A 15,408-nucleotide genomic window follows, 5' to 3' on the forward strand; every position below is an offset into this window, starting at 1 on the left:
CATCCGGGTGCCGGGCCTGTGGACACCCGTCGACGACCGCCCACCGGCGGCGGGTCGCTGGCGACGGCGGCTGCGACGCGTGGCGGTCCTGGGCGTGGTCGTGCTGGCGCTGAGCAGCGTCCCGTGGCTCTGGACGACGATCGGCGCGCACGGGCACACCCACGACGAGGCGGGGGCGCCCGCCGCCGACGTCGTGATCGTCCTCGGCACGGCGGCGGCAGCGGACGGACGGCAACCGGGTGACCGGCTCGCCGGCCGTCTGGAGACCGCCGCCGAGCTGGTGCGTACCGGTCGGGCGCGGGCGGTGTTGGTGTCCGGGGACGGGGGCGGCACCTCCGGCGATGAGCCGACGGTGATGACCGCGTACCTGACCGAGCGGCTCGGCGTCGACCCGGCACGGGTGGTGGCGGACCCGTTCGGCCTGGACACGTACGACAGCTGCGTCCGCGCCCGGGACGTGTACGGCGTCGAGCGCGCGCTGATCGTGACGCAGTCCTACCATCTGTCCCGGGCGGTGACGCTCTGCCGGCACCTCGGACTCGACGTCGACGGGGTGGCCGCCCGCTGCGACGGGTGCGGTTCCGTGATGCTCGCCGGTAAGGCGGTCCGGGACTACCTGGCCAGCGGCAAGGCGGCCTGGGACGCGTTCCGGGAGCGGCCACCCGCCGTCCGGTCACCCGCGAGCCCGGCCGTGCGGGACGCCCTCCGGAGCTGACCGGGCGTTTTCAGGTGGTGGCGAAGGCGGCGAGCCGCCGGGCGTCCACCTCGGCGGCCAGCGCCGGCGCGCGCTCCAGCGCCTCGGTGTGACCGCAGCTCGCCAGCCAGTTGGCGAGCATCAGGTGGCCGCCCTCGGTGAGCACCGACTCCGGGTGGAACTGCACACCCTCGATGGGCAGCGTCCGGTGCCGCATCGCCATCACCACTCCGGACCCGGTCCAGCCGGTGACCTCCAGCTCGTCCGGCAGCGTCTCGGGCAGGACGGCCAGCGAGTGGTAGCGGGTGGCGGTGAACGGGTCGGGCAGGCCGGCGAGTACGCCGACGGAGTGGTGGCGTACCTCGGAGGTCTTGCCGTGCAGCAGTTCGGGGGCCCGGGTGACGGTCGCTCCGAAGGCCTCTCCGATGGCCTGGTGACCGAGGCAGACGCCGAAGATCGGCAGCTTGCCCGCGTACTCCCGGATGACGTCCAGGCAGATGCCGGCGCGGTCCGGACTGCCCGGACCGGGTGAGAGCAGGACGCCCGCCGCGCCCAGCCGGCCGACGTCGGCGACGTCGATCTCGTCGTTGCGGCGCACGTCGCAGTCCACGCCGAGCTGGCCCAGGTACTGCACGAGGTTGAAGACGAACGAGTCGTAGTTGTCGATCACCAGGACGCGCATCGTCACCTGCTCGAAGGGGTCGGCTCGGGGTTGTTCCGTTCCGTGTCGTACGGCAGGTCGTGCTCGTCGTCGGTCGGCGTGTCGCCGGTCACCGCATCGCCGTCGCTCGGCTCGCCGGGAACGCCGGAGTCCTGGGTGACCTGGACGTCGTCGAAGGGCAGCAGGGGCTCGGCCCACGGGAAGGCCACATACCAGAGCAGGGCCACCGTGGCGGTCGCGAGCAGCACCGAACCGACGAGCTTGCCGGCCAGCCCGAACGGGAGCTTGCGCCAGATGAACGCGTACACCGGGTCAGCCTCCCAGCTCGGTCGGGCGACCCGCCGACTTGGGCTGGGTCCGGTCCAACTCCGCGTGGATGATCAGGCGCTGGTAGTTGTCCCACTTGGGGTTGCAGGTGGTCAGGGTGAGCATCCGCTTGGTCGGCTTCTTGTTCGGCTCGCCGGGCACGGGCGCCACCACCTCGACCTGCGTCGGCTTGACGATGCGGGTCTGTGCCACCCGGTAGACGTACCAGTCGGTCTTGCTCTCGACCACGATCGCGTCGCCGTCGTGCAACTCGTCCAGCCGCCAGAAGGTGGCCCGGTTCCGGTGGCCGGCGACGGAGAAGTTGCCGACCTGGCCGGGCAGCGCGCTGGTCGGGTAGTGGCCCGGCGCGTAGCGGATGTCGTCCTGGGTGACGCCCTCGACCACCACCCAGTTCTTGTCGAGCTTGGGGATGTAGAGGCCGGCGATCGGCTTGCCCCGCACCGGCGGGGACGGCTTGGCGCTCGGGGCCTTCGACGGGACGACCGTCGGGTCGTCGGTCGGGCCCCACTCTCGTGCGAGTTGGCTGCTGAGGTCGTTCTGGTGGGCGTCCACGACGGCGGACTTGCCCCACACCTCGTAGCCGGCGAAGAGGAGCACCACCAGGCCGAAGGTGATCAGGACTTCGCCGGTGGCCCGGATGCCGGTCCGGAGCCGGGAGGCGATGGACGGACGGGTCAGCTCCGAGTAGACGCTCTTGTAGCCCTCGCCGGTCTGGTGCGGCCGGAGTTGGACGACCCGCTCCCCCCGACGCGGCCGCGGCGGCTCGGCGGCGCTGTCGCCCTCGCCGGCCGACCCCTCCGGAGCCGGCGTACGGGGAACGGCACCCATCAGCGCCGTCGTGTCGATGGACGGGGGCCGGGGTGTCGGCCTGGCGGTCACGGTGGGGATGAGCGTGGTGGCGTTCGGGTCGGCGGTGCCGCCGGGGGCGGCCGGGGAAACCGGGGCGCCCGAGGCGCTTGCCGTACGCGTGGACCCGGGGGTGACCTTCGGAATGAACGCGGTCGGCGCATTGCCGCCTGCTGAAGGGACACCGGGGGGCGGGGAGGCGCTCGGTGGCGTGGGCGTGTTCGGGGGTGTGGAGACAGCCGGGGCGTTACCGGGCGCGGTCGGCGCGTGTGTGGGGTCGGTGCCCGGGGCTGTCGGCCGGACCGGCCCCGGTGGGGCCGCTGCGCTCGGTCGGCTGGGAGTGGCGACGAGGGGAGGCCCGGACTCGGCGCGCGGCGCCGCGTTACCCGGCCAGCGCGGCGGCGCGGTCGGCGTCGGGCGGTCGGGGCTGCCCTGCGGGTCAGGCCGTCCGGCGCTCGGTGCCTCGAAGGCGGCGGGCGGGCCCGTCGGCCGTGACCGGCTGGGCAGCACGGGATCGGGCCAGTTGCCGGTCGGCGTCCGCCCCGGAGTCGGGTCGGGCCGGGACGGCGACGACTCGGGTCGACCTCCGGTGGACTCGGCCTGGCCCGGGGAGGATTCCACCGGGCCCGCAGGCGGCTCGGCGCGACCCGGCTCGGGCCGGTTGACCTTCGGCAGGAAGGCCGTCGGCTCGTCGGCCTGGTCCCGGTGTCGGCCGTCGCGGCGCTCGTCGGGGCCGCTCACTTGGGCACCGTCGCCGAGCGCAGGGCGGTCGAGTCCTCGAAGGCCGGGACGGTCACGGTGGAGACGGACTCCTTGTAGCCGAGTTGGTAGTCGTCGACTGCGTCCTTGAACAACCGGACTCCCTCAGAGCTGGCGAGGGCCTGCTGGAGGGCAGCGGGATCGCCGATTGCTACGATCTTGAACGGTGGGGAGTACACCCGACCATGAAGCAGCAGGGTGTTACCGACGCAGCGTACCGCGCTGGTTGCGAGCACGCGGACGTTCATGATTGACATGGCCTCCGCACCACCCGCCCAGAGCGCGTTGACCACCGCCTGCACGTCGCCCTGGTGCACGACCAGGTCGTCGTTGGTGGCGTCGGAGTGGGCCTCGTCGTTGTGCTGGGGCGCGTCGTTCAGCTCGACCGTGACGGCCGTGCCCGTGACGGGAGTGAACCCGGCCGCCGCGAGGCTGCGTTGGGCTCGGTTCTGCTGGGCCTTGATCGGGGCGTCCGAGTCGGCCAGCGTGTTGGTGCGTTGCTCGACCTCGCCGCGCAGGGTGGCGGCGCGGCGCTCGCTCGCCGTGACCTGCTGCTGCCGCTCCTCGATGAGCTGGTTGAGCTGGGGCCGCCGGTCCTCCCGGAGGGCGGTGCCGCCGGCGGTGGTCGCGGTGGTGGTGAAGAGCAGTCCCGCCGCGGCGGCGATCAGGGGCACCCCGATCGACCAGCCCGGTCGCCGTTGGCGTGGCCGCCGGGGCAGCAGCCCGGCGACGGCCCGTCGGAGGACCTTCTGCCAGGAGGCGGCGCCGGATGTGTACTCCACCGAGCGTTCCTTCCGAGTGTCGGGGATCGGTTCGTGACGACTGGGCCGCGATACGAACAGTCCCGCCCTTTTCGGTCACTCCATGTACCTGCCTGACCCCATTCGTGGTCCAGGCGGCCGTTCGGGACTACGCTAGCTGTCGAACATTATTGGCCATGAACCGTCGCCTCCGCGTCCGGTTGTCAGGCCGGACGAGGTTGTCACCCCCTCTGGAGAGCGCCGTGCCCAAGTCTCAGGTCCGCAAGAAGAAGGTGTACACCCCGCCGACGGACGTCCGTCCGACGACGACGGCGGCGTCGCGCAAGCCTAGCCCGGTGTGGCTGCCGATCACCGCGGTCGCTCTGATCGTCGCGGGCATCGGCTGGCTTGTCGTCTACTACCTCTCCGAGCAGGAGTACCCGGTCGCCTCGTGGCAGTACTGGAACCTGGCGGTCGGCTTCGGCGCGATGGTCGCGTCGCTGGTGCTGCTCTCCCGCTGGCGCTGAGCCCGGTCGGGCCGCCGCCGCACCGCGCGATCCACCACCGGACCGCAGGATCTCCGTCACCCGCCATCCCCCTGCCCGGCACGACCGGGCCGGGCACCCTATGGTGTCCGCAGGCGGCGTGGCCTACTGCGAGATGACTCACGTTACTGCTGGGTAACCTTGCGCGTAGGCTGCACTGCATGACCGAGCGGAGCGAGGTCATCGACCGGTCCGGTCGCAGGTGCGGCGGCGGCGCGACGCTGTCCTACGCCTGTCCCGGCCCCGGTTGCTGAACCGCTCGACGAGCAGCAGACCGGGGAGGCCAACTCGATGGGCAGCGTCCAGATCGTCACCACGATCCTCGCGGCTGGCATCACCGCCGTGGCGGTGTGGCTGGCGGTGCGCGCGGTCATGAAGATGACGGCCGTGATCCGGCTGGGGCAACCCGCTCCGGAGCGGTTCGCCGACAAGGGCGCCCGCACCAGGAAGATGCTGGTGGAGACCGCCGGCCACACCCGGATGCTCAAGTGGGGTGTGGTGGGCGCCGCCCACTGGTTCGTGATGGTCGGCTTCATCGTGCTGTCGCTGCTGGTGCTCGAGGCGTACTTCGAGGTCGTCACGCCGACCGGTGGCCTGCCGATCGTCGGGCACTGGACCGTCTTCGGGCTGGCTACCGAGATCATCACCGTGCTGGGGTTGGTCGGCATCCTGGTGCTGATGGCGATCCGGCTGCGAAACCGGCCGAACCGGCCCGGCGGTCGCTCCCGCTTCACCGGCTCGACCATGTGGCAGGGCTACTTCGTCGAGTGGGTCGTGCTGCTGGTCCTGATCTTCGGCCTGGTGATCCGGGGCTTCAAGGTCGCCACCGACCACTTCGAGTACCCGGTCTGGGCGACCCCGGTCAGCCACGCGGTCGGCGCGATCCTCCCGGACTGGTCGGACGGGGCGAGCGTCGCCGCGCTCATCAAGATCGTCATCTCGATGACCTGGCTGATCGTCATCTCGCTGAACGTCACCATGGGCGTCGCCTGGCACCGCTTCCTGGCGTTCCCCAACATCTTCTTCAAGCGCGACCCGGAGAAGCCGGCCGGCTCCGGGCTGGGTCCGCTGCGTCCGATGACCAGTCAGGGCAAGCCGCTCGACTTCGAGGAGGCCGACCCGGAGAAGGACCAGTTCGGCGTCGCCCAGGTCGAGCAGTTCACCTGGAAGGGCCTGCTGGACTTCAGCACCTGCACGGAGTGCGGCCGCTGTCAGTCGCAGTGCCCCGCCTGGAACACCGGCAAGCCGCTGTCGCCGAAGCTGCTCGTGCTCAGCCTGCGCGACCACGCGTACGCGAAGGCGCCCTACCTGCTGGCCGGCGGCGGCAAGGACCTCACCGGCGAGGAGAAGGCCACCCAGGCGCAGCTCGCGCACCTGGACGTGCTGTCGCTCGCCGAGGGTGACAAGCCGCTGATCGGCACGGCCGAGGAGGGTGGGGTCATCGACCCGGACGTCCTCTGGTCCTGCACCACCTGTGGCGCCTGCGTCGAGCAGTGCCCGGTGGACATCGAGCACGTGGACCACATCGTCGACATGCGGCGCTACCAGGTGCTCATCGAGTCGAGCTTCCCCTCCGAGGCCGGCGTGATGCTGCGCAACCTGGAGAACAAGGGCAACCCGTGGGGTGCGCCGCAGAACACCCGCGAAGACTGGACCAAGGGCCTCGACTTCGAGGTGCCCCGGGTCGGCGAGGTGGACGACTTCGAGTACCTCTTCTGGGTCGGCTGCGCCGGCGCGTTCGAGGACCGGGCCAAGAAGACCACCCGCGCGGTCGCCACCCTGCTCAACGAGGCCGGCGTGAGCTTCGCGATCCTCGGCGAGGGCGAGACGTGCTCCGGCGACCCGGCCCGCCGGATCGGCAACGAGTTCGTCTTCCAGATGCTCGCCCAGCAGAACGTCGAGACGCTGAACGAGGCGTTCGAGGGCCGCGAGAAGACCAAGCGCAAGATCGTCGCCACCTGCCCGCACTGCTTCAACACGCTCGGCAACGAGTACGGCCAGCTCGGCGGCGAGTTCGAGGTGGTCCACCACACCCAACTGCTGGCCCACCTGGTCTCCACCGGCAAGCTGACCCCCGTACAGCCCGTCGACGGCGGTGTCACCTACCACGACCCCTGCTACCTGGGCCGGCACAACCGGGTCTTCGCCGCCCCGCGTGAGGTGCTGGGCGACTCGATCCAGGGCGAGCTGACCGAGATGCCGCGCAACAGCGAGCGCTCCTTCTGCTGCGGCGCCGGCGGCGCCCGGATGTGGATGGAAGAGAAGATCGGCAAGCGGATCAACGTGGACCGGGTCGAGGAGGCCATGGCCACCGGGGCGAAGACGGTAGCCGTCGGTTGCCCGTTCTGCTCGACCATGCTCAACGACGGCGTCAACGGCAAGGGTGCCGGCGAGCAGGTCGAGGTCATCGACGTGGCGAGCGTCCTGCTGCGCTCGGTCAAGCCCGAGCAGCCGCGCGGCGGCGACAAGGAGTCGACGCCGGTCGCCGGCTGAGGCGTACCCCTCGGTTCCGAACATCGGTGGCGGCGGCCCGCAGGGGCCGTCGCCGCCGTGCAAGAATCTCGCCGAGGTGAGGGGACATCGACGGCCTGCTCTTGATGACGCTGCTGCCGCTGGTCGGGTTCGTTGCGCTGACCGCCGGCAACGCGTTCTTCGTCGCGGCCGAGTTCGCCCTGGTCACGGTCGACCGCGCGGAGATCGACCGGCGGGCCGCCGCCGGCGACGAGGCCGCCCGGACGGTACGCACCGCGCTGCGCGAGCTGTCCTTCCAGCTCTCCGGGGCGCAGCTCGGGATCACCATCACCGCCCTGCTCACCGGCTACCTGGCCGAACCGGCGCTGGCCCGGATCTTCACCCCGCTGCTGCGTCCCGTGGCCGGGGAGAGCACCGAGCGCTTCACCCCGTTCCTGGCGCTGGCCCTGGCGACGCTCCTGTCCATGCTCTTCGGTGAGCTGGTGCCCAAGAACGCGGCGCTGGCCCGGCCGATGCCCGCCGCGCTGGCCACCGCCGGGCCGATGCACACCTTCTCCCGGACGTTCGGCTGGTTGATCCGGGGCTTGAACGGTTCGGCGAACCGGCTGGTCCGTGCGCTCGGCGTGGAGCCGCAGGAGGAGTTGGCCAGCGCCCGCTCGCCGGAGGAACTCGGGCTGCTGGCCGCCATCTCGGCCCGCGCGGGCGCGCTGCCGCCGGACACGGCGATGCTGCTGCGGCGCACCATCCGGTTCGGCGACAAGCGGGCGGCCGAGGCGATGACCCCGCGGGTCGACGTGGTCGCGCTACGGGCCACCGCGACGGTGGCCGAGCTGCTGGAGGAGTCCCGGCGGACGGGACGGACCCGCTTCCCCGTGTACGAGGAGACCCTCGACCTCGTCACCGGCGTGGCGGGCGTGCCGGACGCGCTGGGCGTGCCGCTGGCCGCGCGGGCGTCGACGGTGGTGGCAGCGGTGGCCCGTGAGCCGGTGTACGTGCCGGAGAGCCTGGACCTGGACGGCGTGCTGGCGGCGTTGAAGGCGGCCGGGGCCGACCTGGCGATCGTCGTCGACGAGTACGGCGGCACCGATGGCGTGGTGACGATCGAGGACCTGGTCGAGGAGTTGGTGGGCGAGATCGCCGACGAGTTCGACCCGGCCAGCGTGGACGATGTCGAGCCGTTCGAGCTGACCGTTCCGGGCGGCGAGCGCACGGTGCTGGTCGACGGGGTGCTGCGCTCCGACGAGTTGGTCGAGCAGACAGGCTTCCGGCTGCCCGAGGGGCCGTACGAGACGCTGGCCGGGTTCCTGCTGGCACGGCTCGGGCACATTCCGCTGCCCGGCGAGACGGTCGACGCCGACGGCTGGGAGTTCACCGTGGTGGAGGTGGAGCGGCACCGGATCGAGCAGGTCCGGGTGCTGCGACCGGCGGAGCCGGACGCCGATGACTGAGCTGCTGGTGGCCGTGCTGCTCCTGCTCGGCAACGGCTTCTTCGTGGGTAGCGAGTTCGCGCTGATCGCGTCCCGTCGGACGGTGATCGAGCCGTTGGCAGCCGGTTCGAAGCGGGCCCGCTGGGCGTTGTCGGCGATGAACCAGATCCCGCTGATGATCGCCGGCGCGCAGCTCGGCATCACGGTCTGTTCGCTGGGCCTCGGCGCGATCGCCGAGCCGGCGTTGGCCCATCTGCTCGAGTCGCCGTTCCACGCCGTCGGTCTGCCCGAGCGCGCGGTGCATCCGGTGGCGTTCGTGCTCGCGCTCGGTGTCGTCGTCTTCCTGCACACGGTGGTCGGCGAGATGGTGCCCAAGAACATCACGCTGGCCGGTCCGGAGGTCTCCGCGCTCTGGCTGGGCCCGGCCATGCTGGCGTTCTGCGTGGCCACCAAGCCGCTGCTGCTGGCGATGAAGTGGGCGGCCCGCCGGGTGCTGGCCCTCTGGCGGATCGAGGCGACGGAGGCCGTGAAGACGGTGTTCACGGCCGAGGAGTTGGCGGGCCTGGTGTCGCAGGCGCGTACGGAGGGGCTGCTCGACGCCGAGGAGCACGCCCGCATCACCGGCGCTCTGGCCCTGCACACCCGTACCGCGGCGGACGCCCTGCAACCGTGGTCGACGGTGACGACGGTCGCCGAGGACGTCTCACCGGCGTCGCTGGAGGTGCTGGCGACCCGTACCGGCCGGTCCCGGTTTCCGGTGGTGCAGCGGTCCACCCGGCGGGTGCTGGGCTTCGTGCACGTCAAGGACGTGCTCGGGTACGCCGGGCAGGGCCGCCGCGCCCCCGTGCCGGAGGCGGTGTACCGGCCGTTGGCGGTGGTCCCGCCGGACCGTACGCTCGCCGATCTGCTGCTGGCCATGCGCAGGGAACGGCGGCACATGGTGCTGGTCAGTGACGGGCGCCGACCTCTCGGTGTGGTGACGCTCGATGATGTATTGACCGCAATCGTTGGTTAATTGACCAACACCCTTGGTGTGCAAGTGGTTGCGCGACAGTGACGGTGACTCGGCTCGCCTTGAATTCGGTCCGGCGCTTCCCTAATGTGGTGCACCGACCGCTGTGGGTCGTCTGCCTCGGCCCTTCCCTCACGCGAGGCGCCCGGCGGTCGGTTGCAAAGGAGTCGGTGCCGGTGGCAACCATGCCCCCTCATCGTCACGCACCAGGGTCGCCCGTTCGACCGCGTGGTCTGCGCCGGGTCGCACGTCGCCTGATCGTGCTGGTCGCCGCCGCCGCGGTCGGTGCCGGCATGATCGCCGTGCCGGCGCAGGCCGAGCCGACGGTCGACGAGATCGAGGCGCAGATCGACAAGAAGTGGGAGGAGTTGGAGCCCACGATCGAGAAGTACAACAAGGTGCGGGCGCAACTCGCCGTCAACCGCAAGAAGTCGTCTGAGCTTCAGAAGAAGATCGAGCCGCTGGCCCTGCAGAGCGAGCTGGCACTCAACCGGGTCGGCGACCTCGCTTCCCGTTACTACATGTCGGGCCCCTCGCAGGAGATCGGCGCGCTGCTGGTCAGCGCCAAGCCGGACACGCTCACCGAGCAGCTCACCCTCCTCGACCGGCTCGCCTCCCAGGAGCGCAAGCAGGTTGAGGGTGTGCTCGCCGTCCGGGCCAAGTACGACGGCGAGAAGCAGAAGCTGGACGCGCTGATCGCCACCCAGACCAAGCAGCAGAGCGAGCTGGCGGCCAAGAAGAAGCAGATCGACGCCGAGATCAAGAAGCTCGAAGCGTCGATGCCCAAGACCACGGTCAAGACCGCCGGCTGCCCGACCATCAACGGCGTGGTCTCTGTGGCGGCGCAGAAGGCGATCAAGACCGCCTGCCAGCAGGTCGGCGATCCGTACGTCTGGGGCGCCACCGGCCCGAACTCGTTCGACTGCTCGGGCCTGACCCAGTACGCCTACAAGTCGGCCGGGATCTACCTCACCCACCACACGGGTGATCAGTGGAACGAGGGCAAGGCCGTCTCGCGCGCCGACGCCCGTGCCGGTGACCTGGTCTTCTTCTACTCGGGCCTGAGTCATGTCGGGCTGTATCTGGGCAACAACCAGATGGTGCACGCGCCACGCGCCGGTAAACCGGTGCAGGTGTCCAGCATCAACACCATGCCGGTCGCCGGGTTCCGCCGACCTGGCTGATCCCCAGCACGCACGACGACGGCCCCCGGTCACCTCGACCGGGGGCCGTCGTGGTTCCTCAGCGGGGTGCGCCCACCGGGGACGGCAGCAACTGCACGTCGGCGAGGTCGACGTACATGACGCGGTGGCCGAACTGGATCTGCGCGTACCGGTTCTGGCCCCGGATCACCGTCCAGTCGCCGGGCGAGGAGCCGTCGAACGTGCTGGCCCGGTAGTACTCGCCGGGCAGCACCGCGCCGACGGCGTACCGCTGGCCGGCGGCGAGGGTGTACTGCAACGGTGAGATCGCCTGGTACGGCACGCCGGCCGGGTAGGCCGCCTGCTCCGGGTACGCCCGCCCGTAGACGGGGATCGTGGCCCGGCCGGGCTTCGGGGTGACCACCATGCCGACCGTCCAGGTGGCCGTCGGCGCGGACGCGGGGTTGTGGAACCACGCCCGCTGCCCGAGGTACCAGATGGCCGTCCAGTCGCCCTGTCGACCGGCCAGCGCGTACGTCTGGCCGGCGGACGCGCGGGCACCGTGGTCCGACACGTCCATCGTGTTCGGGGTGCCGTCGGGGCGCAGCGCGATGTCGTTGACCAGTGGCGCGTCCGGAGCCGGCGCGGTGCGTAGCACCACCGACGAGGAACCGCGGGGCGCGCACGGTGCCCCCGGGGTGACGCATCCGGTGAACGCCGGCTGGTTTGTCGCGTAGTCGGGGTCGATCCGGACCAGCCCGGTGGCCGGGGTGCCGGTGTCCAGCCGAGGGGCGTGCAGCAGGTCGAAGTAGTGCGTCCAGTCCCAGTACGGCCCCGGGTCCCAGTGCATCCCGCGGACCGTCGCCGCCGTGGTGCCGGGCACGTTGTCGTGGCCGATGATGTGCTGGCGGTCCAGCGGGATGCCCAGCCGCAGCGCGAGGTGCCGCACGAGCTTCGCCGACGTGCGGTACATCGCCTCCGTGTACCAGGTGCCCTGCGCGGCGAAGCCCTCGTGTTCCAGCCCGATCGACTTGGCGTTGACGTACCAGTTGCCGGCGTGCCAGGCGACGTCCTTGGTGCGGACGTGCTGGGCGATGTGCCCGTCCACCGAGCGCAGCGAGTAGTGCCAGCTCACGTAGGTTGGGTCCTGGACGAGTTGCAGGGTGGTCGCCCAACTCGCCTCGGTGTCGTGGATGACGATGTACTCGATCTTCTGCCGGGCGGGCCGGTCGGACAGGTCGTGGTTGCCGTAGTCGCCGTCGCCGAACGCCGCGTAGGGTGCCGGGATCCACTCACAGGACACGGTGCTCGGGCACTCCAACCCGTCCGGGCGGGCGAGTCGCCGCAGCCCCAGTCGGTCCAGCCAGGACCGCTCGGGTCGTACCGCCCGGGCCGGCAGCGTGACCCGCTGGCCGTCGTCGGTCACCCGCGTCTCGCCCGCGCCGATCGTGGTGAAGACCTCGTCGGCGAAGGCCGCCGCGGCATCGGCGCTGTCCGCGCCGGCATAGCGGGCCACCGCGCCGTACCAGGTGCCCGGGTCGGTGCCGACTCCGACCGGGGCGCCGACCTCCCGTTGGTACGCGGCCAGCAGCGCCGCCCCACCCCGGAGGTTCGTCGTCGGGTCGGTGCGCAGCGCCTCGGCGGTGGCGCCGGTGAGCGCGGCGGCGGCGTCCACGGTCTGCAGCGCGGCGCTGGGCGGCGCGTTGCCGGTGGCGGGCGCCGGTGCGAGAGGACGACGGGACTCGTCGCCGCGCGGATCCTCTCCCGGGGCGTCGTGGTGACCGCCCCGGGGCAGGGCGGTCACGTGCCGGGCGTCGGTCAGGTGCATCGGGCCGTAGCCGCCGCTGGTGCTCGGCGTGCCGGCATTGCTGTCCCAGCGGGACTCCAGGTAGGAGACGCCGAGTAGTACGTCGATGGGTACGCCGTACTCGGTCGCCGCGGCGGCGTACTGCTGCTGGCGGTCGGCGGCGGGGGCCGCGGTGGCCGGGCCGGCGGACAGCGGCACGGCCGCCGTGGCGGTGACGAGCGCGACGGCGAGCAGGGTCGGACGTTTCATCGAACCCCCTACATGTGAACTGGTGTCGGTGCCGTCACCTTCGTCCTGCTCGGGAGCCCACGTCAATACCTTTCCATGTTTCGAAACGTACGGAAGGAAATCTTCACGTCCGCTCGATGGCCCGCCGCAATCGGTACGGAGTGTCACGGCCGCACGGGTTGCGGATCGGTAACGGCCGTCTCTACTCTGGTCATTCGTCGGCCCGGTAGCAGGTCTGCCCACCCCGGGCGGTAACGGACCGACACCGCCGAGTCGCTCGCGAGCGAGCCGGGGACCCAGGTTCCTCGGGGTGAATCCGCAGTTCCTGCGGTAGGGCGCCCACTTCCCGCCCGAACCCGTCAGCTAACCCGGTAGGCGGTCAGGAAGAAGGAGTACGGAACCCGGTGGCCCTCCAAGCCCCGCGGCCGTCGTCCGGACGGTCGGCCCCGGCCGACCCGACGTCGACCGTGCCGCGTCCACGCTGGTCCCGCTTCACCACCGCCCTCGCCGCCCTGGTCGGCGTCGCCGTCGTCCTGACCGGTAGCGCCACGGTGGCCCACGCCGACCCGTCCGTCGCCGAGATCGAACGGCAGATCGACGACGACTGGAACAAGCTCGAACCGATCATCGAGCGGCACAACGCCACCCGAGCCGACCTGGCCCTCAAGCGCAAGCAGGCCGACACGCTCGCCGCCCGCATCGCGCCGCTGGAGCGCCAGGTCGACGCCGCGATGGACAAGGTCAGCGCGCTGGCCGTCCGCGCGTACATGGGTGAAAACCTGTCGACCGTCAACACGATGCTCGGCAGCCGGTCGCCCAGTGAGATGGTCGGTCAGCTCGAAATGCTCGACCGCTTCGCCCACAACCAGCAGGAGGACGTCCGCCAGGTCGCCGACCTGCGCAACGAGCTGGCCCGGCAGAAGGCGCCGCTGGACGAGATGGTGGTCCAGCTGACCCGCACCGAGGCCCAGTTGGCGGCGAAGAAGAAGCAGATCAACGAGGAGATCGACCGGCTACAGAAGCTGCGCCTCAAGGTGTACGGCAACGGCGGCGGCGGTTCGCTGCGTCCCGCGCCCTGCCCGGCCAGCTACCCGGGTGGCGGTGCCGGCATCGCGGTCAAGTTCGCCTGCGCCCAGATCGGCAAGCCGTACGTGTGGGGCGCCGAGGGTCCGAACTCGTACGACTGCTCCGGGCTGATGCTGGCCGCCTGGGCGAAGGCCGGTGTGTCGCTGCCGCACAACGCCGCCGCGCAGAGCCGGGTGACCAAGAACGTCAGCAAGGGCGACCTGCGCCCCGGTGACCTGGTCTTCTACTACAGCGACATCCACCACGTCGGGATGTACGTCGGCGACGGCTGGGTGGTGCACGCCTCCCAGGCCGGTGTGCCCGTCAAGATGAAGAAGGTCGACGACGGGCCCATCCACAGCTACGGCCGCCCCGGCTGAGATGTAAGGAAGGGCCCCCTTCTAACGCCTCAGGTATAGAAGGGGGCCCTTCCTTACATCGCAAGGGCGGATCAGCGCGTCGGCCAGGCACGCCAGTTCTGCCAGGAGCGACTGGGCGTCGGGCCTCGCTGACCCTGGTAACGCGAGCCGTAGACCACCGAGCCGTACGGGTGTTCGGCGGGCGACGAGAGTCGGAAGATGCAGAGCTGACCGATCTTCATGCCCGGCCAGAGGGTGATCGGCAGGTTCGCCACGTTGGACAGCTCCAGCGTGACGTGCCCGGAGAAGCCCGGGTCGATGAACCCGGCGGTGGAGTGGGTGAGCAGGCCGAGGCGGCCCAGCGAACTCTTCCCCTCCAGTCGGCCGGCGAGCTGGTCGCCGAGCGAGATCACCTCCAGCGTCGAGGCGAGCACGAACTCTCCCGGGTGCAGCACGAACGGCTCGCCGTCGGGCACCTCGACCACCGAGGTCAGGTCGTCCTGCTGCATGGCCGGGTCGATGTGGGTGTAGAGATGGTTGTTGAAGACCCGGAACAGCCGGTCGAGTCGTACGTCGATGCTGGAGGGTTGGACCAGGGTGGGCTCGAACGGCTCCAGGCCCAGCGTGCCGGCCTTGATCTCGGAGACCAGGTCACGGTCGGAGAGCAGCATCGGACCACCATAGCGAGGTGGGCGGTGACCAGCGTGTCGAGGTCGCTCCTCGTACATTTGTTCGATAGAATGCTCGCATGGCTTCCTGGTCCGATTTCGCCGTCGACGAGCCCCGCCTCGCCGACGGCATCCGCGTTCTCCTGCAGCAGTACGGGCCGGGCTTCGGCTATCTGGCCACGGTCCGTGCCGACGGTGGGCCCCGGGTCCATCCGGTCTCCCCGGTCATCACCGACGAGGGTCTGTTCTGCTTCATCATCGACTCGCCGAAGCGCCGGGACCTCGAACGGGACGGCCGATACGCGCTGCATTCGTTCCCTCCGGAGGAGAGCGACGACGAGGCGTACGTGGCGGGTCACGCCTGGCCGGTCACCGATCCGGTCCGGGTGGCCCGGCTGGCGCAGAGCGCTCGGGCCGAGCCGCGGGCCGACTGGCGGCTGTTCGAGTTCACCGTCGACGTGGCGATGCTGACCCGTCGTGACCAGCACGGCCTGGGCATCGCCGTGGGGCGTCCGGCCGTCCAGGTCTGGCTCGATCCGCAGACCCCGCCCGCGGCGGCCGCGCCCGCGGCCGTACCGCAGACGCGCCCGACCCGCCGCAGCCGCGACGTTCAGTGCACGGCCGCCTGACCACGGCCCTGGGGGCAGAGACGCCGG

14 protein-coding genes and 1 riboswitch are annotated in these 15,408 nt (G+C 71.0%); of the genes, 8 read left to right on the top strand and 6 right to left on the bottom strand.

What is annotated here, in order from left to right; genetic code table 11:
* Positions 1–79: 79 nt before the first annotated feature.
* Positions 80–715 carry a SanA/YdcF family protein gene (locus ACQP03_RS00370; protein WP_357129448.1) on the top strand — a complete coding sequence of 212 codons (636 nt, stop codon included), beginning with the start codon at positions 80–82 and terminating at the stop codon, positions 713–715.
* A gap of 10 nt (positions 716–725) precedes the next feature.
* On the opposite strand, the gene ACQP03_RS00375 is transcribed toward ACQP03_RS00370, so the two are convergent.
* From ACQP03_RS00375 to ACQP03_RS00390, 4 genes are read right to left on the bottom strand one after another with little or no spacing between them, the layout of a single operon-like run.
* Complete coding sequence (locus ACQP03_RS00375; RefSeq protein WP_357129451.1) at positions 726–1,376, bottom strand: aminodeoxychorismate/anthranilate synthase component II; 651 nt, start codon at positions 1,374–1,376, stop codon at positions 726–728.
* A 2-nt stretch (positions 1,377–1,378) separates the two neighbouring features.
* The gene (locus ACQP03_RS00380; protein ID WP_357129454.1) at positions 1,379–1,663 is read right to left on the bottom strand and encodes a hypothetical protein; all 285 of its coding nucleotides are present in this window, start codon (positions 1,661–1,663) and stop codon (positions 1,379–1,381) included.
* 4 nt (positions 1,664–1,667) lie between these two features.
* On the bottom strand, positions 1,668–3,269 hold the full coding sequence (locus tag ACQP03_RS00385) for a class E sortase (protein WP_357392189.1): 1,602 nt from the start codon (positions 3,267–3,269) through the stop codon (positions 1,668–1,670).
* The gene (locus tag ACQP03_RS00390) at positions 3,266–4,069 is read right to left on the bottom strand and encodes a DUF881 domain-containing protein (RefSeq protein WP_355048507.1); all 804 of its coding nucleotides are present in this window, start codon (positions 4,067–4,069) and stop codon (positions 3,266–3,268) included. The genes ACQP03_RS00385 and ACQP03_RS00390 overlap by 4 nt, the downstream gene beginning before the upstream one ends.
* A 221-nt stretch (positions 4,070–4,290) precedes the next feature.
* Between ACQP03_RS00390 and ACQP03_RS00395 the strand changes: the two genes are divergently transcribed.
* The 5 genes from ACQP03_RS00395 to ACQP03_RS00415 all read left to right on the top strand — a co-directional run bounded on the left by ACQP03_RS00395 (position 4,291) and on the right by ACQP03_RS00415 (position 10,667).
* Positions 4,291–4,554, top strand: coding sequence for a cell division protein CrgA (locus ACQP03_RS00395; RefSeq protein WP_007454145.1), 264 nt, complete (start codon positions 4,291–4,293; stop codon positions 4,552–4,554).
* A gap of 309 nt (positions 4,555–4,863) precedes the next feature.
* Positions 4,864–7,065 (top strand): (Fe-S)-binding protein, encoded by a 2,202-nt coding sequence (locus ACQP03_RS00400; protein WP_357129461.1) that lies wholly within the window; start codon positions 4,864–4,866, stop codon positions 7,063–7,065.
* A 104-nt stretch (positions 7,066–7,169) separates the two neighbouring features.
* The gene (locus ACQP03_RS00405; RefSeq protein WP_357129464.1) at positions 7,170–8,492 is read left to right on the top strand and encodes a hemolysin family protein; all 1,323 of its coding nucleotides are present in this window, start codon (positions 7,170–7,172) and stop codon (positions 8,490–8,492) included.
* Positions 8,485–9,486 (top strand): hemolysin family protein, encoded by a 1,002-nt coding sequence (locus tag ACQP03_RS00410; protein ID WP_357129467.1) that lies wholly within the window; start codon positions 8,485–8,487, stop codon positions 9,484–9,486. Before ACQP03_RS00405 ends, ACQP03_RS00410 begins: the two co-directional genes overlap by 8 nt.
* Before the next feature lie 167 nt (positions 9,487–9,653).
* Positions 9,654–10,667 (top strand): C40 family peptidase, encoded by a 1,014-nt coding sequence (locus ACQP03_RS00415; protein ID WP_355048503.1) that lies wholly within the window; start codon positions 9,654–9,656, stop codon positions 10,665–10,667.
* A gap of 58 nt (positions 10,668–10,725) precedes the next feature.
* Here ACQP03_RS00415 and ACQP03_RS00420 read toward each other — a convergent pair whose 3' ends face one another.
* Positions 10,726–12,681: an N-acetylmuramoyl-L-alanine amidase gene (locus ACQP03_RS00420; protein WP_357129470.1), complete on the bottom strand. Its 1,956-nt coding sequence runs from the start codon at positions 12,679–12,681 to the stop codon at positions 10,726–10,728.
* A 235-nt stretch (positions 12,682–12,916) separates the two neighbouring features.
* Positions 12,917–13,052, top strand: a riboswitch (cyclic di-AMP (ydaO/yuaA leader).
* A 12-nt stretch (positions 13,053–13,064) separates the two neighbouring features.
* Between ACQP03_RS00420 and ACQP03_RS00425 the strand changes: the two genes are divergently transcribed.
* Positions 13,065–14,105, top strand: a complete 1,041-nt coding sequence (locus ACQP03_RS00425) for an NlpC/P60 family protein (RefSeq protein ID WP_357392187.1) — start codon at positions 13,065–13,067, stop codon at positions 14,103–14,105.
* A gap of 71 nt (positions 14,106–14,176) precedes the next feature.
* Here the strand turns inward: ACQP03_RS00425 and dcd are convergent, their stop codons facing one another.
* The gene (dcd, locus tag ACQP03_RS00430; protein WP_266247661.1) at positions 14,177–14,755 is read right to left on the bottom strand and encodes a dCTP deaminase; all 579 of its coding nucleotides are present in this window, start codon (positions 14,753–14,755) and stop codon (positions 14,177–14,179) included.
* A 77-nt stretch (positions 14,756–14,832) separates the two neighbouring features.
* Here dcd and ACQP03_RS00435 point away from each other — a divergent pair, with 77 nt between their 5' ends.
* Positions 14,833–15,381 (top strand): pyridoxamine 5'-phosphate oxidase family protein, encoded by a 549-nt coding sequence (locus ACQP03_RS00435; protein ID WP_357129478.1) that lies wholly within the window; start codon positions 14,833–14,835, stop codon positions 15,379–15,381.
* Positions 15,382–15,408: the final 27 nt, after the last annotated feature.

This window comes from Micromonospora sp. CA-248212 (assembly GCF_050948405.1).
Taxonomy (GTDB): domain Bacteria; phylum Actinomycetota; class Actinomycetes; order Mycobacteriales; family Micromonosporaceae; genus Micromonospora.